25 protein-coding genes are annotated in these 22155 nt (G+C 60.7%); 13 read left to right on the forward strand and 12 right to left on the reverse strand.

All coding sequences use genetic code 11. The features are described 5' to 3' along the window. The first annotated feature begins 21 nt into the window (after window positions 1-21). The 3 genes from SB725_RS02415 to SB725_RS02425 are packed head-to-tail and all read left to right on the forward strand — an operon-like array spanning window position 22 to window position 2056. A complete protein-coding gene (locus tag SB725_RS02415; protein WP_172825965.1) occupies window positions 22-837 on the forward strand; it encodes an HDOD domain-containing protein in 816 nt (271 codons plus the stop codon). A 28-nt stretch (window positions 838-865) separates the two neighbouring features. Next, window positions 866-1678 carry a bifunctional DNA-formamidopyrimidine glycosylase/DNA-(apurinic or apyrimidinic site) lyase gene (mutM, locus tag SB725_RS02420; protein ID WP_027926534.1) on the forward strand — a complete coding sequence of 271 codons (813 nt, stop codon included), beginning with the start codon at window positions 866-868 and terminating at the stop codon, window positions 1676-1678. Between the two features lie 54 nt (window positions 1679-1732). Further along, the gene (locus SB725_RS02425; protein ID WP_059182012.1) at window positions 1733-2056 is read left to right on the forward strand and encodes a hypothetical protein; all 324 of its coding nucleotides are present in this window, start codon (window positions 1733-1735) and stop codon (window positions 2054-2056) included. Between the two features lie 140 nt (window positions 2057-2196). Here the strand turns inward: SB725_RS02425 and SB725_RS02430 are convergent, their stop codons facing one another. From SB725_RS02430 to SB725_RS02450, 5 genes are all read right to left on the reverse strand, one after another. Further along, the gene (locus SB725_RS02430; RefSeq protein WP_007945532.1) at window positions 2197-2448 is read right to left on the reverse strand and encodes a YfhL family 4Fe-4S dicluster ferredoxin; all 252 of its coding nucleotides are present in this window, start codon (window positions 2446-2448) and stop codon (window positions 2197-2199) included. A gap of 102 nt (window positions 2449-2550) precedes the next feature. After that, entirely contained in the window at window positions 2551-3030 is a 480-nt protein-coding gene (gene coaD / locus SB725_RS02435) for a pantetheine-phosphate adenylyltransferase (protein ID WP_007945531.1), read from the reverse strand. 115 nt (window positions 3031-3145) lie between these two features. Then, window positions 3146-4741, reverse strand: a complete 1596-nt coding sequence (locus tag SB725_RS02440; RefSeq protein ID WP_027926536.1) for a GMC family oxidoreductase — start codon at window positions 4739-4741, stop codon at window positions 3146-3148. Window positions 4742-4898: 157 nt separating this feature from the next. After that, complete coding sequence (locus SB725_RS02445) at window positions 4899-5444, reverse strand: hypothetical protein (protein ID WP_027926537.1); 546 nt, start codon at window positions 5442-5444, stop codon at window positions 4899-4901. Between the two features lie 28 nt (window positions 5445-5472). Beyond that, window positions 5473-6903: a coniferyl aldehyde dehydrogenase gene (locus SB725_RS02450; protein ID WP_059182013.1), complete on the reverse strand. Its 1431-nt coding sequence runs from the start codon at window positions 6901-6903 to the stop codon at window positions 5473-5475. Window positions 6904-7049: 146 nt separating this feature from the next. Between SB725_RS02450 and SB725_RS02455 the strand changes: the two genes are divergently transcribed. After that, window positions 7050-7721: a TetR/AcrR family transcriptional regulator gene (locus SB725_RS02455; RefSeq protein WP_027926539.1), complete on the forward strand. Its 672-nt coding sequence runs from the start codon at window positions 7050-7052 to the stop codon at window positions 7719-7721. 33 nt (window positions 7722-7754) lie between these two features. Continuing rightward, window positions 7755-8609 carry a sulfurtransferase gene (locus tag SB725_RS02460; protein ID WP_059182014.1) on the forward strand — a complete coding sequence of 285 codons (855 nt, stop codon included), beginning with the start codon at window positions 7755-7757 and terminating at the stop codon, window positions 8607-8609. A 50-nt stretch (window positions 8610-8659) separates the two neighbouring features. Here the strand turns inward: SB725_RS02460 and SB725_RS02465 are convergent, their stop codons facing one another. The 5 genes from SB725_RS02465 to SB725_RS02485 are packed head-to-tail and all read right to left on the reverse strand — an operon-like array spanning window position 8660 to window position 13997. Then, the gene (locus tag SB725_RS02465; RefSeq protein ID WP_027926541.1) at window positions 8660-9490 is read right to left on the reverse strand and encodes an AraC family transcriptional regulator; all 831 of its coding nucleotides are present in this window, start codon (window positions 9488-9490) and stop codon (window positions 8660-8662) included. A gap of 3 nt (window positions 9491-9493) precedes the next feature. Next, entirely contained in the window at window positions 9494-10492 is a 999-nt protein-coding gene (locus SB725_RS02470) for a hydrolase (protein WP_059182015.1), read from the reverse strand. A 55-nt stretch (window positions 10493-10547) separates the two neighbouring features. Next, window positions 10548-11159, reverse strand: a complete 612-nt coding sequence (rsmD, locus tag SB725_RS02475; RefSeq protein ID WP_027926543.1) for a 16S rRNA (guanine(966)-N(2))-methyltransferase RsmD — start codon at window positions 11157-11159, stop codon at window positions 10548-10550. Then, complete coding sequence (locus tag SB725_RS02480) at window positions 11159-12649, reverse strand: M16 family metallopeptidase (RefSeq protein WP_027926544.1); 1491 nt, start codon at window positions 12647-12649, stop codon at window positions 11159-11161. The genes rsmD and SB725_RS02480 overlap by 1 nt, the downstream gene beginning before the upstream one ends. Further along, window positions 12642-13997: a M16 family metallopeptidase gene (locus tag SB725_RS02485; protein WP_410921221.1), complete on the reverse strand. Its 1356-nt coding sequence runs from the start codon at window positions 13995-13997 to the stop codon at window positions 12642-12644. Before SB725_RS02485 ends, SB725_RS02480 begins: the two co-directional genes overlap by 8 nt. Before the next feature lie 345 nt (window positions 13998-14342). Between SB725_RS02485 and ftsY the strand changes: the two genes are divergently transcribed. The 4 genes from ftsY (at window position 14343) to rpoH (ending at window position 18517) form a co-directional block, all read left to right on the forward strand. Further along, window positions 14343-15863: a signal recognition particle-docking protein FtsY gene (gene ftsY / locus SB725_RS02490; RefSeq protein WP_410921222.1), complete on the forward strand. Its 1521-nt coding sequence runs from the start codon at window positions 14343-14345 to the stop codon at window positions 15861-15863. Continuing rightward, window positions 15860-16531, forward strand: coding sequence for a cell division ATP-binding protein FtsE (gene ftsE / locus SB725_RS02495; protein WP_027926547.1), 672 nt, complete (start codon window positions 15860-15862; stop codon window positions 16529-16531). Before ftsY ends, ftsE begins: the two co-directional genes overlap by 4 nt. Further along, entirely contained in the window at window positions 16528-17550 is a 1023-nt protein-coding gene (gene ftsX, locus SB725_RS02500) for a permease-like cell division protein FtsX (RefSeq protein ID WP_194940450.1), read from the forward strand. Before ftsE ends, ftsX begins: the two co-directional genes overlap by 4 nt. A gap of 112 nt (window positions 17551-17662) precedes the next feature. Further along, complete coding sequence (gene rpoH, locus SB725_RS02505) at window positions 17663-18517, forward strand: RNA polymerase sigma factor RpoH (RefSeq protein WP_007897890.1); 855 nt, start codon at window positions 17663-17665, stop codon at window positions 18515-18517. A gap of 125 nt (window positions 18518-18642) precedes the next feature. Here the strand turns inward: rpoH and mtgA are convergent, their stop codons facing one another. Continuing rightward, window positions 18643-19365: a monofunctional biosynthetic peptidoglycan transglycosylase gene (gene mtgA, locus SB725_RS02510; protein WP_027926549.1), complete on the reverse strand. Its 723-nt coding sequence runs from the start codon at window positions 19363-19365 to the stop codon at window positions 18643-18645. Window positions 19366-19439: 74 nt separating this feature from the next. Between mtgA and SB725_RS02515 the strand changes: the two genes are divergently transcribed. The 4 genes from SB725_RS02515 to trmB all read left to right on the forward strand — a co-directional run bounded on the left by SB725_RS02515 (window position 19440) and on the right by trmB (window position 21692). Further along, window positions 19440-19811, forward strand: coding sequence for a DUF423 domain-containing protein (locus SB725_RS02515; protein WP_027926550.1), 372 nt, complete (start codon window positions 19440-19442; stop codon window positions 19809-19811). A 90-nt stretch (window positions 19812-19901) separates the two neighbouring features. Next, a complete protein-coding gene (thiS, locus tag SB725_RS02520; protein ID WP_007897898.1) occupies window positions 19902-20102 on the forward strand; it encodes a sulfur carrier protein ThiS in 201 nt (66 codons plus the stop codon). A gap of 60 nt (window positions 20103-20162) precedes the next feature. Further along, a complete protein-coding gene (locus SB725_RS02525) occupies window positions 20163-20957 on the forward strand; it encodes a thiazole synthase (protein ID WP_027926552.1) in 795 nt (264 codons plus the stop codon). 9 nt (window positions 20958-20966) lie between these two features. After that, window positions 20967-21692, forward strand: a complete 726-nt coding sequence (trmB, locus tag SB725_RS02530; RefSeq protein ID WP_027926553.1) for a tRNA (guanosine(46)-N7)-methyltransferase TrmB — start codon at window positions 20967-20969, stop codon at window positions 21690-21692. A gap of 125 nt (window positions 21693-21817) precedes the next feature. Here trmB and SB725_RS02535 read toward each other — a convergent pair whose 3' ends face one another. Then, the gene (locus SB725_RS02535; RefSeq protein WP_027926554.1) at window positions 21818-22141 is read right to left on the reverse strand and encodes a DUF3392 domain-containing protein; all 324 of its coding nucleotides are present in this window, start codon (window positions 22139-22141) and stop codon (window positions 21818-21820) included. Between the last annotated feature and the right edge of the window lie 14 nt (window positions 22142-22155).

Consider the following 22155-nt stretch of genomic DNA (forward strand, 5'->3'; position numbering starts at 1 on the left):
CAGTCCCTGCAAGGCATCAGCGTGCCCGCCCAGCCGCAAATCATGGTGGATTTGCAGATGGAGCAGTACATGCCCGACCCGGACCTGGAAGTGATCGCGAAGCTGATCTCCCAAGACCCGGGCCTTTCTGGCGCCTTGCTGAAGATCGTCAACTCGCCGTATTACGGCTTGAGCAACAAGATTGCTTCGATCCAGCGGGCGGTGAACCTGCTGGGCAGCCGTTCAATCATCAACCTGATCAACGCCCAGTCGATCAAGGGCGAGATGAATGACGACACCATCGTCACCTTGAACCGCTTCTGGGACACGGCTCAGGATGTGGCAATGACCTGCCTGACGCTGGCCAAGCGCATTGGTGCCCAGGCCGGCGACGAAGCGTACGCGCTGGGCCTGTTCCACGATTGCGGTGTGCCGCTGATGCTGCAGCGTTTCCCCAACTACATGACGGTTCTGGAAGAGGCATATGCCAACGCCAGCGCCGAATGCCGGGTGGTGGACACCGAGAACCGCGTGTTCAACACCAACCACGCCGTGGTCGGTTATTACACCGCCAAATCCTGGCGCCTGCCGGACCACGTAACCGCCGCAATCGCCAATCACCACAACGCGTTGGCGATTTTCAGCGATGAGTCGTCGCGCAATGCCCAGCTCAAGAACCTGCTGGCGATCCTCAAGATGGCCGAACACATTTGTGCGTCCTATCGAGTGCTGGGCAACCAGAACGAAGACCACGAATGGAACAGCATCGGGCCTCTGGTGCTCGACTATGTCGGCCTCTCGGATTACGACTTCGAGACGCTCAAGCAAACCATTCGCGACCTTGGCGCTCATCGCTGAGAGCCGGATAGCCTGATTCGAGTGCACCATGCCTGAACTGCCGGAAGTCGAAACCACCCGCCGCGGAATTGCGCCGCACCTGGAAGGCCAACGGGTCAGCCGGGTGATCGTGCGTGACCGGCGGCTGCGCTGGCCGATTCCCGAAGACCTTGATGTGCGGTTGTCCGGGCAGCGCATCGTGCTGGTGGAACGGCGCGCCAAGTACCTGTTGATCAATGCCGAAGTCGGCACGTTGATCAGCCATTTGGGCATGTCGGGGAATTTGCGGCTGGTGGAAGCCGGCCTGCCGGCGGCCAAGCATGAGCATGTGGACATCGAGCTGGAATCCGGCCTGGCACTGCGTTACACCGATCCGCGACGGTTTGGCGCGATGCTCTGGAGCCTTGACCCGCTCAACCACGAATTACTGATTCGCCTCGGGCCTGAGCCATTGACCGACCTGTTCGATGGCGAGCGCCTGTTCCAGCAGTCTCGCGGACGCTCCATGGCGGTCAAGCCGTTCATCATGGATAACGCCGTGGTGGTGGGCGTTGGCAATATCTATGCGACCGAAGCGCTGTTCGCCGCCGGCATTGATCCGCGCCGCGAAGCCAAGAGCATTTCCCGGGCGCGTTATTTGAAACTGGCGATCGAGATCAAACGCATCCTCGCCGCCGCCATCGAGCGCGGCGGCACCACGTTGCGCGACTTTATCGGCGGTGACGGCCAGCCGGGTTACTTCCAGCAGGAACTGTTCGTGTATGGCCGGGGCCATGAGCCCTGCAAGGTCTGCGGCACGGAGCTGCGGGATGTGAAGCTCGGGCAGCGCGCCAGCGTCTTTTGCCCTCGCTGTCAGAGCTGAAAACTCGCGCGGTCTATAGTCAGTGTTCTCACTGCCTCGCATAAGGACCGTGCCATGAACCTGTTTCGAATCCTTGTCGTTGTCTGCCTGCTGGGCGCCAATGCCGGCGCGTTTGCGGCAGAGAGCGGCAGCGGCGACCCGCTCTACACCCTCCAGAATCCCCCGGCGTACGCCATGATCGGTGATTTGCTGATTGCCCGACCGTTGCTGGTCGTGGCGACGGTGATCGGTGCTGGCGTGTTTGTGGTGTCGTTGCCGTTTACCGCGCTGGGTGGCGGCGTTGGCGATGCGGGGCAGGCGTTGGTGGTTGACCCGGCGAAAGCGGCGTTTGTGCGGTGTCTGGGGTGTGTCGGCGAGGGGTTTGAGCAGCGGAAGTGAAGGCAGTTACGTCTTTGGTGTGGCTGATGGCCTCATCGCGGGCAAGCCCGCTCCACATTGGTTTTGTGTACGACACGAAACACGGTGGGAGCAGGCTTGCCCGCGATGAGGCCCGAACAGGCTCTACAAAACTATCTGACTCAAGCCTTGCCGGTAATCTTCCGGTACTTCTCCATCAACTCGTCTTCAGTCTCCGGATGCGCTTCGTCCAGCGGAATGCAATCCACCGGGCACACTTGCTGGCACTGAGGTTCATCGTAGTGGCCGACACACTGCGTGCACAGGTTCGGGTCGATGACGTAGATCTCTTCGCCTTGGGAAATGGCGGCGTTCGGGCACTCGGGTTCGCAGACGTCGCAGTTGATGCAATCGTCGGTGATGATCAGGGACATGCTAACTCCAGCCAGGGCGACAGGCCCGGGCGCAATAAACCAATGCGCGCAATTGTGCCGCATTGGCGCCCGCAGTGCACGCGGGCGCCGCTTGAGCGGTCTTTACTTCTTGAAGCGCTCGGTGAGAGCGTCCGCCACCGCAGGGTGGACGAACTTGGTGATATCACCGCCCAGCGCCGCGATTTCACGGACCAGCGTTGAGGAAATGAACGAATAACGCTCGGAAGGCGTAAGAAACAGGCTTTCCACATCCGGCGCCAGCTGACGGTTCATGTTGGCCAGCTGGAATTCGTATTCGAAATCCGAGACCGCACGCAAACCACGCAGGAACACGTTGGCGTTCTTCTCTTTGGCGAAATGCGCGAGCAGCGTCGAGAAACCGACGACTTCAACGTTCGGCAGATGTTTAGTGACCTCGCGGGCCAGCTCCACACGCTGTTCCAGAGGAAACAACGGATTTTTCTTGGGGCTGGCGGCGACGGCAATGATCACATGATCGAACAGGCGCGCGGCGCGTTCGACCAAGTCGCCATGGCCCTTGGTAATAGGGTCGAAGGTACCTGGGTACAACACTCGGTTCATCGCGTCGTCCTGGCGGGAGTCCGTTGGGGAGTCGGATGGTATCGCAGCCTTCCCGGTCGGCCAAGTCGCCTGTTGGGTAAGAAAGCACTATAGACGATACGAATATTCTCCCTTTTCATGGGTTTTTCAAACGTTCGGCCAGGGCAGTGGCCAGTTGTGCTGTCAGCCCGTACACCGACAATTGCGGGTTTGCGCCAATGCTGGTGGGAAACAGCGAGCCGTCATGGATCGACAGATTGCTCAGCTGGTGATGACGGCCGAGGCTGTCGGTCACGGCGTTTTTCGGGTCTTCGCCCATCGCACAACCGCCCATCACGTGGGCGCTGCCCAGGCGTGTGCGATACAACTCAAGGCTCAAGCCATCAATCAACGTGCGCGCTTCAGCCAGGGTTTTCACGTAGCGGGCATCGGCGTGCATCGGCATCACTGCATTGGCGCCCCCGGCAAACTGGATTTCGGCCATGCTGTGGAAGGCTCGGCGCAAACCGTCCCACGCGTAGGGCGAGACCTGATAGTCGAGCACCGGCGTATTGTCGCCGCGCAGTTCGACGCTGCCGCCGGGGCTGTCCGGGTGGAAACCGTCGCGCAACAACGCGAGCATGGCGTGGGTATGGGGCAGGTGCTCCATGTGCTGGGCGTTTTCCTTGCCGAAGCCGCCCAGCAGGGTCGTCGCCAGCGCCGGGTGCAGCGGCGGGACTTCGAGTTTGTAGGCCATCTTGCCGGTGGTGCCGTCTTGCCATTGGAAATGGTCGGAATAGATCGACTGTGGCGCGCCGTAGAAGGGGTTGATCACCTCGTCGAACAGCCCGGCGGACATGTTCACCAAATGCAGGAACGTGCGCTTGCCCAGACGTTTGTGCGGATCCGGCGCATCAGAACGCAGGAGCAACGCGGGGCTGTTGATCCCGCCGCCGGCCAGTACGTAATGGCGCGCCTTGACCGTGATCGTGCGCCCGGTCGGCGCGACGCAACGGTCGTCCATCGCCACGCATTGCAGGCCAGTGACTTTGCCATCCTTGATCGACAGTTTTTCGGCGCGAGCCAGGTACAGAAGCTCGCCACCTTTCTCCAGCGTCGCCGGAATGGTCGTGACCAGCATCGATTGCTTGGCGTTGGTCGGACAGCCCATGCCGCAGTAGCCGAGGTTCCAGCAGCCGCGCACGTTGCGCGGGATGACGTGCCAGCTGTAGCCGAGTTTTTCACAGCCTTTGCGGATCACGTCGTTGTTGGCGTTGGGCGGCACCCTCCACGGCGCCACGCCGAGGCGTTGTTCCATTTTCTCGAACCACGGCGCCATGTCGGCAGGCGAGTGACCTTTAACATCGTGTTCGCTGGCCCAGTGTTCGAGTGTCGGGGTAGGCGTGCGAAAGCTCGAAGTCCAGTTGATCAGCGTGGTGCCGCCTACTGCGCGGCCCTGGAGGATGGTGATTGCGCCATCCTTGCTCATGCGCCCGATGCCTTCCTGATAGAGGCTGGTGTAAGCCTGGTCTTCGAGCATCTTGAAGTCGCTGCTGGTCTTGAGCGGGCCTTCTTCGATCAGCAGCACTTTGTAGCCGGCCGCGCTGAGGATTTCCGCCGTGGTGCCGCCGCCGGCACCGCTGCCGATGATCGCGACGTCCGCTTCGAGGGTCAGGTCTTGGGTCAATTGCGCGCCGTTGTAGGTTTTCCAGCCACGGGACAGGCCTTCTCGGAACGGGTCGGGTACAGGCATTCTCAGGTTCTCTTGTTGTTTTTATTGGCGGTGATGAGGCGGCTGACGCCTTCGCGGGTAAGCCCGGCTCCCACAAGGTTTTGGGTTGTTCACAAAAGGATGGCTCGCCTCAAGCCCTGTGGGAGCGTGGCTTGCCCGCGATGGCGTCGACTCGGTCTCAAACCGTAGGCGGCCCGGGATACCCACAATGCACCCAAGACTCCGCCCGGGTGTACCACGCCATCATCACCAGTTGCTGCAGCGAGCTATGGCCCATGCGCAACAGGCTCAACGAACTGTTTTCCCAGCGATCGAGAAAGTGCCGGATCTCATCAGCACTGGCATTTTCCCAACTGCCCCAGATCCCGGTCAGCGGTCCGCGCGTCACGGCCATCCCCAGCACATCGAACAGTTGCTGGGTCAGCTTGAGCATTTCCGGCGACAGGTGATTCAGGCTGTTATCCAGGCTGTGCAAGGTCTGGTCGACCGATGCCGGCATTTTCTCGGCAGCGACCGCACCCTCGAGCATCACCGGAGTCAGTGCGCGCAAAAACAGCAGGTCGCCGCTGCGCAGGATCACGAAGCCGTTCGCTGCGGTGCTCGACGAGCAGCCGCTGAGGCTTGCGCCCAACCCGGCGGTGGCCAGGAAGGCGCTGGCGCCGAGGCTGAATTTCAGCAGGCCGCGCCGTGACAGCGCGGGTGTATCGGACAGGCTTGGGCTCATTATTGTTGTTACCCGGTGGTGGTGAGCGTTAGCGGATGAACAGCTTCTGGATCAGTTTCTGAATGGATTTTCCGTACGGCGGGTAGATCAGCTTCGCAGCATTGAAGCGCTGCTTGATCAACACCCCTTTGGCCTTGCTGAAGGTCAGGAAGCCTTCATGGCCGTGGTAATGGCCCATGCCCGACGCACCGATGCCACCGAATGGCATGTCGTCCTGAGCGACGTGCAGCAGCGTGTCGTTGAGGCAGACACCGCCGGAGTGGGTTTCGTGGAGCACGCGGTTCTGTTCGCGTTTGTCGTAGCCGAAGTAGTACAGCGCCAGTGGGCGAGGGCGTTGGTTGATGTAGGCAAAGGCCTCATCCAGATGCTTGTACGGCACGATCGGCAGCAGCGGGCCGAAAATTTCGTCCTGCATCACGGTCATATCGTCGGTGACGTCAAGCAGCAGGCTGTGGCTCATGCGTCGGCCCTGACCCTGGTCGAACAGCGGAATCAACTGTGCCCCTTTGCTGGTGGCATCGCTGATGTAGCCGTTGAGACGCGCCAGTTGCCGCTCGTTGATGATGGCGGTGTAGTCAGGGTTGTCAGCCAGCGTCGGATAAAACCCGCGAACCACCTGACGATAGGCTTCGACGAAACCATCGACACGGTCTTCGGGCACCAACACGTAGTCCGGAGCCACGCAGGTTTGCCCGGCGTTCAGGGTTTTACCGAAGGCGATGCGTTCGGCGGCGTCTTTCAGCGGCACGTCATGGGACACGATGGCTGGGGACTTGCCGCCGAGTTCGAGGGTTACCGGGGTGAGGTTCTCGGCCGCCGCACGCATCACGTGTTTGCCGATGCTGGTGGCGCCGGTGAACAGCAAGTGATCGAAACGCAGGCGGGAGAACGCGACACCGACATCGGATTCGCCCAACACCACGCACACCAGGTCTTCAGGAAAGACCCGGGCGAGCAATTCCTTGAGCAGCAAACCGGTGGCCGGGGTCGATTCGCTGAGTTTGAGCATCACCCGATTGCCGGCCGACAGCGCGCCCACCAATGGACCGATGGCCAGGTACAGCGGGTAGTTCCAAGGCACGATCACGCCGACCACGCCCAACGGTTGGTAAACGACTTTGGCCGCCGCCGGTTGAAAAGCGATGCCCACCTTGCGCCGCGAGGCCTTCATCCAGCCTTTGAGGTGCTGGCTGGCGTAATGAATGCCGTGCAGGCTGGGCATCAGTTCGGCGAGCAGGGTTTCATCGGCGCTGCGGTGACTGAAATCCTGGCTGATCGCCTCGATCAGTGCCTGGCGCTCGCTGCTCAATAGATCGCGCAAGGCTTTGAGCCATTGCTGGCGCTGGGCGGCCGGCGGCATCGGGTTGGCGGCGTAGGCGGCGCGTTGGGCGTCGAACAGGGCCTGCATTGCTTCCAGAGGCTGATTCAAGTTCTGAAGGTAGGCGATGTCAGCAGTCATTGTCGGCTCCGGATTTATTGTAATGAGTGACTTTTTAGAGTCTATGCTCTAGAAAGTCAAATGGCATCCTGGAACAGCTTTGTTTTATCCACTCGCGGATAGGTCGTAAGATGCCTGTCATCGCACTCTGAATTAAAGCTCAAGCCATGGCCCCTCGGATCAAAACCAGCGAGCGCATCGTGCAGAACAGCCTGGAGCTGTTCAATCAGCAGGGTGAGCGCAGCATCAGCACCAACCACATTGCTGCCCACATGGAAATTTCACCGGGCAACCTGTACTACCACTTCCCCAACAAGCAGGCGATCATCGCCGTGTTGTTCAGTGAGTACGAAAGCCTGGTGGACAGCTTCCTGCGCCCGCCTCAGGGGCGTGCGTCGACGGTGGACGACAAGCGCTTCTACCTTCAGGAGCTGCTGGCGGCGATGTGGCGCTACCGGTTTTTGCATCGCGATCTTGAGCACTTGCTCGACAGCGATCCGGAATTGGCTGCCCGTTACCGACGGTTTTCCCAGCGCTGCCTGATCCATGGCACGCACATCTACGCGGGTTTCGTCGAGGCCGGCATCCTGCAAATGGATAAGGTCCAGATCGAGTCCCTGACGCTGAACGCGTGGATCATCCTGACGTCCTGGGTGCGGTTCCTGTGCACCACGCGGGAAAACTCCAATCACCTGAGTGAACAAGCCATTAAACGAGGTGTGTATCAGGTGTTGGTGCTTGAAGCCGGTTTCGTCACGGATCAGGCGCGTGATGCGGTGAATGCGCTGTACGAAGAGTTTTACGTGCCGTTGGCCCAAGCCCTTGAAGAAGTGCAGTAGGATCGAACACCGACTTAGTCACAGGAGCCCGCTATGCCCATTGCGCAATTGATCAGCCCGCAAGCACTGGACCTGAAAAAGGACCAGCCGGGGTTGGTGATTCTCGATTGTCGTTTTGCCCTCGAAGACCCGGATTACGGCCAGCGTAGTTATGCCGAAGGGCACATCGCCGGTTCGAAGTTTGCCGATCTCGAGCGTGATTTGAGCGGGACGGTGGTCAAGGGCGTGACCGGGCGTCATCCGCTGCCTGAAGCGGATGACTTGATCGAGCGCTTGCAAGCCTGGGGCATCAACGCCGACAGCGAAGTGGTTTTGTACGATGACGGCCCCGGTGCCTTTGCGGCGCGGGCCTGGTGGTTGCTGGCATGGCTGGGCAAGCGTGACGGCGTGTTCATTCTGGATGGCGGGCTCAAGGCCTGGCATGCGGCGGGTTTGCCGCTGAGTCTGGATGCGTGCGACACCAAACGGGGCACCTTCAGCGGGACGCCGGATAACGCGTTGATCCTCAGTGCTGAACAGCTTCAGAAACGCCTCGGTCAACCCGCGCTGACGTTACTGGATGCTCGTGCCTTGCCGCGTTTCAAAGGTGAAGTGGAGCCGATTGATCCGATTGCCGGACACATTCCGGGGGCGCAATGTGCGGCGTTTACCGACAACCTCGGCGGCGATGGGCGGTTTTTACCGGCTGATCAGCTCAAGCAGCGTTTTGCCGAGAAACTGGGGGATCGTTCGCCGACCGATCTGGTGGCGTACTGCGGTTCCGGGGTGACGGCTTGCCATAACCTGTTTGCACTGTGCCTGGCGGGTTATCCGTTGGGGGCGTTGTATGCCGGGTCGTGGAGCGAGTGGATCAACGATCCCGCACACGGCATCGCCATCGGCGAATAACCCCGAATCCCTGTGGGAGCAAGCTCGCTCCCACAGGGGTATCAGGCGATTCAAAACAGTCGGGCACTTCGATACGCCCCCGGTCCCACCCCGTAAACCTGCTTGAACTGCCGGCTCAGGTGACTCTGGTCGGCAAACCCCAATTGCGTGGCCACTTCCAGCGGCAAACAACCGTTCTGCAACAGCGCCCGGGCCTGGGCGATGCGTTGTTGCATCAGCCAGGTGTGCGGCGGCATGCCGGTGGCTCGGCGAAACACCCGGGCAAAGTGAAAAGGCGAAAGATTCACCGCCGCCGCCAGCTCTTCAAGAGACGGTGGCGCCGCCAATTGCGCATGCAGCAATTCCTTGGCCCGTGTCACGGCGCGGTGCTCCTTGCCGGGTTGGCCGGCAATCGGCACGGCCGCGTGTCGTTGCAGCAACGACAACATCATTTCCCGCCAGACCGTTTGCTGTTGCAGTGCCGTGGACGGACTTTCCAGCAAACGATGCAGTTGGCAAAAACCCTTCACCAGGTCCGGGTCGCGGTACAGCGTGGCGCCAAACATGGGCAAGTGATGGGTCGGCAATTCCAGTTCGGCCAGCAACGACAGTAACTGCCCGCTGTCCGGATAAAACGCCCGGTACAGCCAACCATCCTCGGTGCCTTTGTGGCCTGTATGCAGTTCATCCGGATTGATCAACACCAAGGTGCCGCTGCCAGCCAGGTGTTCGACGCCGCGATAGCGATAGCGCTGGGCGCCGGCCATGATCATGCCGATCACATAACCATCGTGCACATGGGGTGCGAAGCGGTGTTCGATATAGCGCGCGGACAGCAACTCGACCCCGGCCAGCGGCGCGGTTTGCCAGAAGCGGATCGACTCGCCCTGATCGACGTCCATCGGCTACATGCGCCCCACGGCGGCCAGCCACTGCGGGATACGCCGTTCCAGGTAATAACCCGGTTGCCGGAACGAACCATCGACGAAGCCGACATGCCCGCCCTTGGTTTGTAATTCCAGTTGCGTGCAGGCAGACAATTCGTCGGCCTGCGGCAGGCTGTGGGGGAAGACGAAGGGATCGTCGGCCGCCTGAATGATCAGGGTCGGTGTGCGAATCTCCCCAAGAAAATAACGGCTCGAGGCGCGACGGTAGTAATCCTCGGCATCGATAAAACCATTCAACGGCGCCGTGACCCGGCCATCGAAGTCCCAGAAGGTGCGCATGTTCTCCAGCGAACCCAGTGCCGCCAACGCCGCGAGGCCATCTTCGCGTCCGTCATGCTGGAACTGGCGTTGTTTGTTCTTGATGTAGGCGAGCATCTCGCGCATGAAATGCGCCTGATAGACCCTGGAAAAACCTTGGCCGATACGATCCGCGCACTGGTCGAGGCGAAACGGCACCGACACCGCCACCGCGCCGGTCACGCCGCTGTCACTGCCGGACTCGCCCAAGTGCTTGAGCAAGACGTTGCCGCCCAGGGAATAACCCACCGCATACAGCGGCGCCAACGGACGTTTGGCCCGCAGGTGTCGGATGGTTTCGGCGAGGTCTTCACTGGCGCCGGAATGGTAACTGCGCGCCAACAGATTCGGCTCGCCCGAACAGCCGCGCCAGTTCAACGCGACACTGGCCCAGCCTTGGGTGGCGAGGGCCTTTTGCACGCCGGCCACGTACGGTGAGTTCGACGAACCGGTCAGCCCGTGCAACACCAGCACCAGAGGCGCCGTCGCGCTGTGTGGGCCGTGCCAGTCGAGGTCGAGAAAGTCGCCGTCTTCGAGCCACAAGCGTTCGCGCTCGCGTTCGATGTGCGTGGTTTTGCGCCAAAGCGGTCCCCACAAGGTTTGCAAGTGCGGATTGCCCAGGCCCAAGGCGGGGGTGAAGCGGTCTGGCGGATGGGACACGATTGCTCTCGATGCAGCGGTGCGCAACGGGTGCGCACCTTTTCAGGCCGGTCGATTAACCGGCGATCTCTGCCATACGTTGCCACAACGCGTAGTAAACCCGCCCGGATTTCTGCTCACGGTGCAGGCGCCAGTTGCCTGGCAAACCAAGGGACGACGGCGCGTTTTCGCTTTCAGTGTAGATCCAGGCCTCGTCGGCCAGCCACTGGCGCTCTTCCAGCAGCGTGCAGACGCCCGGCAGCAGGTTCTGGTTGAACGGTGGGTCGAGGAACACCAGGTCGTACGCCGTGGCGGTCTGGGTTTCCAGGTAGCGCAGGGCGTCGGCGGTCTGAATCTGGCCCGTGGTGCAACGCAGTGTGCCCAGATGCTCCTTGATGCTGGCGACCGCGATGTTGCTGGCATCCAGCGCTTGGCCCATGGCTGCGCCACGGGACAGGGCTTCGAGGAACAGTGCGCCGCTGCCGGCGAACGGGTCCAGCACCTTGGCGCCCGCGACATACGGCGCGAGCCAGTTGAACAGGGTTTCACGCACCCGGTCCGGGGTCGGGCGCAGGCCTGGGGCATCGGGGAAGCTCAGCTTTCGGCTGCCCCATTCGCCGCCGATGATGCGCAGTTGATTCACGCCGTTATGGACGTTGTGAACAGGTTTTTTAGGACGCGTGGCCATTAATGCTCCGGAACCCCGAGCGGCTGCTCGGCAGGTTTATCAGATGGGGCCGGTAACGGCTTTTGTGGCACGGTCGGGCCAGCGCTGACGATGACCATTTTGTCCGTGCTCAAGTGTTTGTTCAGTGCGGTCTTGACCTGGTCGACGGTCAGGCTCTGGGACTCACGCATGAAGTCATCCAGATAATTGAGCGGCAGGTTGTAAAAACCCATGGCGCCCAACTGGCCGACGATATCGGCGTTGCTGGCGGTGGACAGCGGGAAGCTGCCGGCCAGTTCACGCTTGGCGTCATCGAGTTCTTTCTGCGTCGGGCCGGTTTTAAGGTAGTCGGCCAGCACGTCCTGCACCAGTTTCAGCGTGCCTTCGCTCATCTCGGCGCGGGTCTGCAGGTTGATCATGAACGGGCCACGCGCCTGCATCGGGGTGAAGCCCGAGTACACGCCGTAGGCCAGGCCGCGTTTTTCCCGCACTTCGCTCATCAGACGGGTGCCGAAACCACCGCCGCCAAGGATCTGGTTGCCCATGGACAGTGCGGCGTAGTCCGGATCTTCACGGTCGATGCCCAGTTGGGCGAGCATCAGGTTGGTTTGCTTGGACGGAAACTCGATGTGGCCGACGCTGGCTTTCGGTTCCTGCGGCTGTGCAATTTTCGCCAGTGCCGGGCCTTTTGGCAGTGCACTGGAGACTTGCGCAGCAATCGCTTCGGCCTCGGCGCGGGACAAGTCGCCGACCAGCGCAATTACCACGTTGCCGGCGGCGTAGGCTTTCTCATGGAACGCTTTGAGCTGCGCCAAGGTGATCGCAGGAACGGTTTTCGCCGTGCCATCGCTGGAGTGCGCGTAAGGGTGATCGCCGTACAAACGGTTCATCAACTCCAGGCTCGCCAGTTTGCCGGGGTTCTGTTTCTGGTATTCGAAACCGGCGAGCATCTGGTTCTTGATGCGCGCGAAGGAGTCGGCGGGGAAGGTTGGTTTGCCGATCACTTCGGAAAACAGCTTCAGGGCGGGTTCGCGTTTGTCCTTGGCGCTGAGGCTGCGCAAGGAAGCCAGAGCCATGTCCTTGAACGCGCCGTTGCCGAAGTCAGCGCCCAGGCCTTCGAAGCCCTGAGCGATGGCGCCGACATCTTTGCCGGCCACGCCTTCGTTAAGCATCGCGTTGGTCAGCAAGGCCAGGCCCGGCGCATTGCCGTCCTGGCTGCTGCCGGCGGCGAAAATCAGGCGCATGTCGAACATCGGCAGCTCACGGGCTTCGACGAACATCACCTTGGCGCCTTCTGCGGTGTTCCAGGTCTGTACGTCGAGCGTGCGGTGGCTTGGCGCCTTGCCGTCGAGTTCAGTCAGCGATTGCAGTTTCTGGCTGGATTTGGCTTTGTCCAGGGCCTCGCTGGCGTTGGACTCATCGGTTCTGGACAAGTAGAAAGCCGCGGAGCCGATCAGGGCGACAGTGATCAGGCCGATCAGGGCCAGGCGTGGTTTTTTACGCTCACTCATGAGTCGTCTCCAGTGGCAGGACATGGGCGACGCTGAGACGTTCGCGGGTGAAATACAGCTTGGCGGCGTTCTGGATGTCTTGCGGGGTCACGCTTTCCAGGTCGCTGAGTTCGGTGTCCATCAGTTTCCACGACAGGCCGACGGTTTCGAGTTGGCCGATGGACGTGGCCTGGCTGGTGATCGAATCACGCTCAAAGACCAGACCGGCAATCACTTGAGCTCGCACGCGCTCCAGCTCTTCGGCCGACGGCGCAGTGGTTTTCAGTTGTTCAAGCAGCTTCCACAGGCCGGCTTCGGCCTGGGCCATGGTTCTCTTTTTCTGCGTGTTCGGTGTGGCCGACAAGGTGAACAGGCTGTCGCCGCGGGTATAGGCGTCGTAACTCGACGAACCGCCGGACACCAGCTCTTCGCCGCGTTCCAGCTGCGCCGGAATGCGACCGCTGTAGCCGCCGTCGAGCAGGGCCGAGATCAGGCGCAAGGCATTTACCGAGCGTTTGTCTTCGGCGGTCGCGATGCTGGGCACGTTGAAGCCCAGCATCAGACTCGGCAATTGGGTTTGCACGTGCAGGGTGATCTGGCGCTCGCCTGGCTCGGCCAGTTCCAGCGGGATTTTCGCCGGGGGCACGTCGCGCTTGGCGATAGGACCGAAGTAACGCTGGGCCAGGGCTTTGACCTCGTCCGGGGTTACGTCACCGACCACCACCAGCGTGGCATTGTTCGGTACGTACCAGGATTGGTACCAGTGACGCAGCTCTTCGACTTTCATGCGGTCCAGGTCGGCCATCCAGCCGATGGTCGGCGTGTGGTATCCGCTGGCCGGGTAAGCCATCGCCTTGAAGCGTTCGTAGGCCTTGGACATCGGTTTGTCGTCGGTGCGCAGGCGACGTTCTTCCTTGATGACTTCGATCTCGCGAGTGAACTCGTCAGCCGGCAGGCGCAGGCTGGCCATGCGGTCGGCTTCCAGTTCGAAGGCCACGCCCAGGCGGTCGCGGGCCAGCACCTGGTAGTAGGCGGTGAAATCGTCGCTGGTGAACGCGTTCTCTTCGGCGCCGAGGTCACGCAGGATCAGCGAGGCTTCGCCGGGGCCGACTTTCTCACTGCCCTTGAACATCATGTGTTCCAGCGCATGGGAAAGACCGGTCTGCCCCGGTGTTTCGTAGCTGGAGCCGACCTTGTACCAGACCTGGGACACCACCACCGGCGCACGATGGTCTTCGCGCACGATAACTTTCAAGCCGTTATCGAGGGTGAATTCGTGGGTGGGTTGTGGATCGGCAGCCAAGGCTGACAGTGGCAGACAAACTGTGCTGAGCAGCAGGCCTGCAGCGCGGCGGGCTAGAGCATTCATTCGTTTTTTAAACCTGTTGGGCTGCCCGCTTGGTCTTAGCGTCAGCGGGCGAGAGGGTGCTAGGATAACGGTCCGTTTTACTGGCGGCCACGCCTATCAGGCCTTTGATCGGTTTGCAGGTTGTTTGGGTTCGCGGCGCAAGCTATGAGTTTGACAGCTAAACTCTGCGTTTTCGCCGACGATGCCGTTCCAGTCCTTCGTATTAGTCGACCTTTGGGGTGCGGTTTGCACCTCGACAAAATGTTGCGCGTGAACAAGCTGGATCAATCGCAGTCTGTTCTGCATCGAATATTTATTTGCCGAGGCGCCCTTTGGCGCGTCGCTACCGTGAGATAGCCGTCCTCCATGTTTGGTTCCAACGACGACAAGAAAGCCCCAGCTGCGGCTGGCGAGAAGAAAAGCCTGTTCGGATGGCTGCGCAAAAAGCCGCAGGAACCCGCCGTCGAACAGCCACAGCCACTTTCTGAGCCCACGCCGGCGCCGGTAATAGAAGAAGAGCTCGCGCCGATTGTCTTGCCGATCGCCGAGCCGGTGTTGCAACCGGTGGTCGAGCCGGATCACGTTGCCGAAGCCGTTGCACAACCCACCCAGACCCCGATTGCCGAGCCCTGGCTGACGCTGCCGGTGGCCGAAGAGCCGGTTGCCCTCGTTGAAGACGAGTTGGCACCGCACGTTACGCCGCCGATTCCAGCCCCGACCGCGTTTGTGCCTGAGCCAGTTCAGGCTCCGGTGGTTGAACCGGTTGTGGCGCCAGTGGTTGTGGCCGAGCTTGAACCGGTGGTTGCAGAGCCTGTGGTTCCTGCTTTCGTTGCTCCGGTTGCTCCGGTTGCTCCGGTTGCTCCGGTTGCTCCGGTTGCTCCGGTTGCTCAAGCACCTGCACCCGTCGTCGCGCCCGTCGAAACGTCCGTCGAGCCGCCGCGTACTGAAGAATCCAAAGCCGGTTTCTTCGCCCGCCTCAAGCAAGGCCTGTCCAAGACCAGCGCCAGCATCGGCGAAGGGATGGCCAGCTTGTTTCTGGGCAGAAAGGCCATCGATGACGAACTGCTCGAAGACCTCGAAACCCGCCTGCTGACCGCCGACGTTGGCGTTGAGGCCACCTCGGTGATCATCCAGCGCCTGACCCAAAAGGTCGCGCGCAAGGAACTGGCCGATTCCGATGCCCTGTATAAATCTCTGCAAGCCGAACTGGCCGCCATGCTCAAGCCGGTCGAGCAACCGCTGAAAATCACCTCGCAGAACAAGCCGTTCGTGATTCTGGTGGTGGGCGTCAACGGCGCCGGCAAGACCACCACCATCGGCAAACTGGCGAAGAAACTGCAGCTCGAAGGCAAGAAAGTCATGCTCGCGGCCGGTGACACCTTCCGTGCTGCAGCGGTCGAGCAATTGCAGGTCTGGGGTGAGCGCAACAAGATTCCGGTCATCGCCCAGCACACGGGCGCCGACTCGGCTTCGGTTATCTTCGATGCCGTGCAAGCCGCCAAGGCCCGTGGCATTGATGTGCTGATCGCCGACACCGCCGGTCGTCTGCACACCAAAGACAATTTGATGGAAGAACTGAAGAAGGTTCGCCGGGTGATCAGCAAGCTCGACGCCGATGCGCCGCACGAAGTGCTGTTGGTGCTCGATGCCGGCACCGGCCAGAACGCGATCAGCCAGGCCAAGCAATTCAACCAGACCGTCGAACTGACCGGCCTGGCGCTGACCAAGCTCGACGGCACCGCCAAGGGTGGGGTGATTTTTGCCCTGGCCAAGCAGTTTGGCCTGCCGATTCGCTACATCGGCGTCGGGGAAGGCATCGACGATTTGCGTACTTTTGAAGCAGAACCCTTTGTCCAGGCACTGTTTGCCGAGCGGGAGCGTTCATGATTCGTTTCGAACAGGTCGGTAAACGCTACCCGAACGGTCACGTCGGCTTGCATGAGCTGAGCTTTCGAGTCCGTCGGGGCGAATTCTTGTTTGTGACCGGCCACTCTGGCGCCGGTAAAAGCACCTTGTTGCGCCTGCTGCTGGCGATGGAACGTCCGACCACCGGCAAATTGCTGCTGGCCGGCCAGGACCTCGCCACCATCAGCAACGCGCAGATTCCTTACCTGCGCCGGCAGATCGGCGTGGTGTTCCAGAATCACCAGCTGCTGTTCGATCGGACGGTGTTCAACAACGTCGCGCTGCCCTTGCAGATCCTGGGTCTGTCGAAGGCCGAGATCGTCAAGCGCGTGGATTCGGCCCTGGAGCGCGTGGCGCTCTCGGACAAGACCGATTTGTACCCAGGCGACTTGTCCACCGGTCAGCAACAGCGCGTCGGCATCGCCCGCGCCATCGTTCACCGCCCGGCCTTGCTGCTGGCGGACGAACCGACCGGTAACCTCGACCCGCGACTGGCCGCCGAAATCATGGGCGTGTTCGAAGACATCAATCGCTTGGGCACCAGTGTGCTGATCGCCAGTCACGACCTGGCGCTGATCGCCCGTATGCGTCACCGCATGTTGACGCTGCAGCGTGGCCGATTGATCGGCGACGGGGAGGCGGGCGAATGAGTGCGACACGCAGCCCCAAAGTTTCCGAACGGGTAGCCCCGAAGGCCGCCGATCCGCAACCGCAGAAGAAAAAACGCGACGATGACGACGGTCCGGACTTTGCAACGTTGTTCCGTGCCTGGGTTGAAAGTCACCGCGCGAGCCTGCTCGACAGTTTGCGTCGCTTGGGCAAACAGCCGATTGGCAGCTTTTTCACCTGCATGGTGATGGCCGTTGCGCTGAGTTTGCCGATGGGCCTGTCACTTTTGCTAAGTAACGTCGAGCGTCTGGGTGGATCCTGGCAGCGTGCGGCGCAGATTTCCCTGTACCTGCAACTGGAAGCCAGTCCAGAACAGGGTGAGGCGCTGCGTGAACAGATCAAAGGCATGCCGGGCGTAGCTGATGCTGAATATGTCGGTCGTGACCAGGCGCTGGAGGAGTTTCAGCAGCAGTCCGGTTTGGGCGAAGCGCTGAAGGAATTGCCGGAAAACCCGCTGCCGGGCGTGGTCCTGGTGACGCCGAACGAAGTCGACAAGCCCGCGCTTGAAGCATTAAGACAAAAACTATCCGAGCTGCCGAAGGTACAACAGGCGCAACTTGATCTAGTCTGGGTCGAGCGTCTGGCAGCGATCCTCAAGCTGGGCGACCGTTTTGTCTTCGGTCTGACCGTGCTTCTGGTTTCTGCATTACTTTTGGTGATAGGCAATACCATTCGTCTTCATATTGAAAACCGCCGCACAGAGATAGAAGTGATTAAACTCGTCGGTGGCACTGACAGCTATGTGCGCAGGCCCTTTCTCTATATGGGCGCGTTGTATGGCTTCGGTGCGGGGATGCTGTCTTGGGGCGTGCTGGCGTTTGGCCTGAACTGGCTGAACGACGCTGTGGTTGGACTGGCCGGTTTGTACGGCAGTGATTTCGCGCTGGCCGGAGTGCCAGTTGCCGACGGTCTGTCTCTCTTGCTTGGTGCAGTGCTGTTGGGGTATATCGGTGCATGGATTGCAGTCGCACGCCACCTGAGGGAGCTTGCGCCTAAGTAGTATCATTTTGCTCGTATTGACCTTTCAGCGTTTATGGGAACTTGTCTTTCGGTTTCCGGTCAATTTTCGCAGTGCTGAACTGCACGAGTTTGTAAGTCGGAGGTTTTGTCGTATGACCAATTCTTTGCAACCTGCATATGCTCTGGTCCCGGGTGCGAACCTGGAGGCCTATGTGCACACCGTGAACAGCATTCCATTGCTGACGCCGGAGCAGGAGCGTGAACTGGCCGAGAGTCTCTATTATGAGCAGGATTTGGGGGCGGCTCGGCAGATGGTGCTCGCCCACCTGCGTTTTGTCGTACATATCGCCCGTAGCTATTCCGGCTACGGTCTGGCTCAGGCTGACCTGATCCAGGAAGGCAACGTCGGCCTGATGAAGGCCGTGAAGCGCTTCAACCCGGAAATGGGTGTGCGTCTGGTGTCGTTCGCCGTGCACTGGATCAAGGCGGAAATCCACGAGTTCATCCTGCGCAACTGGCGTATTGTGAAAGTCGCGACCACCAAGGCCCAGCGCAAACTGTTCTTCAACCTGCGCAGCCAGAAGAAACGCCTGGCGTGGCTGAACAACGAGGAAGTCCACCGTGTGGCGGAAAGCCTTGGTGTAGAGCCTCGGGAAGTGCGCGAGATGGAAAGTCGCCTGACCGGCCACGACATGGCCTTCGACCCGGCCGCAGAAGCGGACGACGACAGTGCTTTCCAGTCGCCAGCCAACTATCTGGAAGACCACCGGTATGACCCGGCCCGTCAACTGGAAGACGCCGACTGGAGCGACAACTCCAACCACAACCTGCACGAAGCGCTGGAAGTGCTGGACGACCGCAGCCGTGACATCCTTTATCAGCGCTGGTTGGCTGAAGAGAAAGCCACGCTGCACGACCTGGCGCAGAAGTACAACGTGTCGGCCGAGCGCATCCGTCAGCTTGAGAAAAGCGCGATGAACAAGCTCAAGCTGTCGATCGCGGCATAACCTGCGAACCGGCAATAAAAAACGCCCCGATCATTGATCGGGGCGTTTTTGTTTGGGTCCGGTTTTCTGCTTCACCTCAGCCTCCTACAGAAGAGGGCTTTGAGTGTTCAGAAGAATGTGTTCGGCTACTGGGCCCAAGGCGCCCGCCGTGAATCATTGAGGCCCAACAGATAACTGTCACCCCCCAACTGACTCATCTGCTGCCGAATCCACCCGGCCCGTCGTGCGACGTAGTTGGTCGGATGGCTCGCACTCCACACTCTTGGGTTGGGCAACACGGCAGCCAACAAGCTCGATTGCTGGCGGCTCAGGCTTTTAGCGCTCACGCCAAAGTGATGCCGTGCCGCAGCCTCTGCTCCAAACACCCCGTCATCCCACTCGACGCTGTTGAGGTACACCTCAAGAATCCGCTGCTTGGGCCAGAACACCTCAATCAATCCGGTGAACCAGGCTTCCAGACCCTTACGCAGCCAACTGCGCCCCGACCATAAAAACAGGTTCTTCGACACCTGCTGGCTCAGGGTGCTGGCGCCGCGAATCGAGCCGCCCAACTCGTTATGAGCCAGTGCCGCCTGAATCGCCCCGAAGTCAAAACCCCAGTGCTCCGGGAATTTCTGATCCTCACCAGCAATCACCGCGACTTTCAGGTCGTCGGAGATTTCATCCCACGGCTTCCAGGTCCGTTGCAGGTCGATCGGCTCGCCGTCGAACCAGGATTCGATCTTGCGTTCGACCATCAGCGCGGTTCCCGGCGGCGGCACCACGCGAAAGATCAGCACCAGCAAGACGCTGCCGCCCGCGAACCAGAGCACGGCCTTAGTGAATCGTCGTAAAAATATACGCAGCATAGAGATGGCTTGGCCGAACCCGTTGAGCGGGCCATTATACAGACCCTGTTGATCGAGTCTGACTGGAGTTCTTCATGCTGCGTGGCTTTTTGATGCTGGCCGCTTTCTTTGGCTTCACGGGCGTTGCCCTCGGCGCGTTCGCCGCGCATGGCCTGAAAAACCGTCTGACCCCCGAGTATCTGGCGATTTTCCATACCGGCGTCACCTATCAACTGGTGCACACCCTGGCGTTGCTGGGCGTAGCGCTGCTGGCCACGCAGATTCCCGGGCGTTTGGTTACGTGGGCCGGGGCCTCGTTTGTCATCGGCATCCTGCTGTTTTCCGGCAGCCTGTACCTGCTGACCCTGACCGGTATCAGCAAGCTGGGAATCATTACGCCGTTCGGCGGGCTCGCATTCCTGGTGGGCTGGGCGTGCCTGGGGCTTGCCGCCTGGCGGTTGAGCTGACCGGGTGGTCCATTTCATGACGAATGGCTTGGGTCGCCAAGACTGATCGGGCTAGAATGCCAGCCCCTAAAAATGATGGCGGCTTCCGGCATGCGCATTCAGTTGAACGGCGAATCCCTTGAACTGCCCGACGGTGAAACCGTTGCGGCCCTGCTGACCCGTCTGGAACTGACCGGACGCCGGGTGGCGGTCGAACTCAATCTGGATATCGTCCCGCGCAGTCAGCACGCTGAAACCACACTGAACGACGGCGATTCCGTCGAAGTGGTTCATGCCATCGGCGGCGGCTAGCCGCCCGGCCCGCAAGGGCACAGAATTCTGCAAGAACCTCACCCCAACAGAGGATTTCCCATGAGCATCGTTCGTAGCGACAAGCCCTTCGTCCTGGCCGGTCGTACTTACCAGTCGCGTTTGCTGGTAGGCACCGGCAAGTACCGCGACATGGAAGAAACCCGCCTGGCCATCGAAGCCTCGGGCGCCGAGATCGTCACCTTCGCCGTGCGCCGTACCAACCTCGGCCAGAACCCGGGCGAACCGAACCTGCTCGAAGTCCTGTCGCCGGATCGCTACACCTTCCTGCCGAACACCGCGGGTTGCTTCGACGCTACCGAGGCCGTGCGCACCTGCCGCCTGGCCCGTGAGTTGCTCGGCGGCCACAACCTGGTGAAGCTGGAAGTGCTGGCCGACCAGAAAACCCTGTTCCCCAACGTGATCGAAACCCTCAAGGCCGCCGAAGTGCTGGTCAAGGAAGGTTTCGACGTGATGGTCTACACCAGCGATGACCCGATCATTGCCCGTCAACTGGCGGAAATCGGCGTTATCGCAGTGATGCCGCTGGCCGGTCTGATCGGCACGGGCCTGGGGATCTGCAATCCGTACAACCTGCAGATCATCCTCGAAGAAGCCAAGATTCCTGTGCTGGTGGATGCGGGTGTCGGCACCGCGTCCGACGCCACCATCGCCATGGAACTGGGTTGCGAAGCGGTGCTGATGAACTCGGCCATCGCCCACGCCCAGCAACCGGTCATGATGGCTGAAGCCATGAAACACGCCATCGTTGCAGGTCGCCTGGCCTACCTCGCCGGCCGCATGCCGAAAAAACTCTATGCCAGCGCCTCCTCGCCGCTGGATGGTCTGATCAAGTAAGAGCCATTGATGACTGAATCAAACGAAACGCCTGTCCAGCCGGAAGAAGGCGAAGAGCGCCAACACCGCCGCATCAAGAGCTTTGTGATGCGCGCCGGGCGCATGACCGAAGGCCAGCAAAAAGGTCTGGAGCAGGGCACGCCACTGTTCGTCCTGCCTTTGGCTGACTCGCCGGTGGACTTCGATAAGGTGTTCGGCCGTTCGGCGCCGCGCTCGCTGGAAATCGGTTTTGGCATGGGCCATTCGCTGCTGGAAATGGCCGCGGCCTCGCCGGAACAGGATTTCATTGGTGTGGAAGTTCACCGTCCGGGTGTTGGCGCGCTGCTCAATGGCGTTCTGACGCAGGGCCTGACCAACCTGCGGGTCTACGATTGCGACGCGATTGAAGTGCTCAACCGTTGCATCGCCGACAACAGCCTCGACCGTCTGATGCTGTTTTTCCCGGACCCGTGGCACAAGAGCCGTCACCACAAGCGCCGTATCGTTCAGGCATCGTTCGCTGAACTGGTGCGCAGCAAGTTGAAGGTCGGCGGTGTGCTGCACATGGCCACCGACTGGGAACCGTACGCCGAGTACATGCTGGAAGTGATGAGCGTCGCGCCGGGTTATCGCAACCTCGCCGAAGACGGCAAGTGCGTACCGCGCCCGACCGAACGCCCAATCACCAAGTTCGAACGCCGCGGCGAACGGCTTGGACATGGCGTGTGGGACCTGAAGTTCGAAAAACAGTCCTGAGCTGTAAAACTGTAGGAGCCAAGCTTGCTCGCGATGAGGCCCTGACATTCAACATTTATGCTGACTGTTAAACCGCCATCGCGAGCAAGCTCGGCTCCTACAGTTGTTTTGGGTGTGACCAAAGATCAGCGGCGGTCGGCGACTACACCGATCAGCACCAGCACCACCAACAACACCGGCGCCAGGCTGTAGTTGTTGAACTGGCTCAGGCCGCGCACGACCCACGGCGTGGCGTAGATCAGCGCGGCGCCGCTGCCGATCATGCACAACAGGGCCATCAGCGGGACGCGCAAGGCACCGGCGATGCTACCCAGGCGTTGCTCGACCCAGGTTTTGAAATCCGAACCGAACAGCACCAGCAAGCAGCCCACCAAGGCCAGGGCAATTTCCGACAGGTTACTGCGGCTCCAGCGGGACACGGTGGCGAGCAGGTCGAGTATCAAATCCATTCGTTTTCCCTTAA

This window comes from Pseudomonas sp. SIMBA_041, assembly GCF_046535095.1.
Classification (GTDB): domain Bacteria; phylum Pseudomonadota; class Gammaproteobacteria; order Pseudomonadales; family Pseudomonadaceae; genus Aquipseudomonas; species Aquipseudomonas mucoides.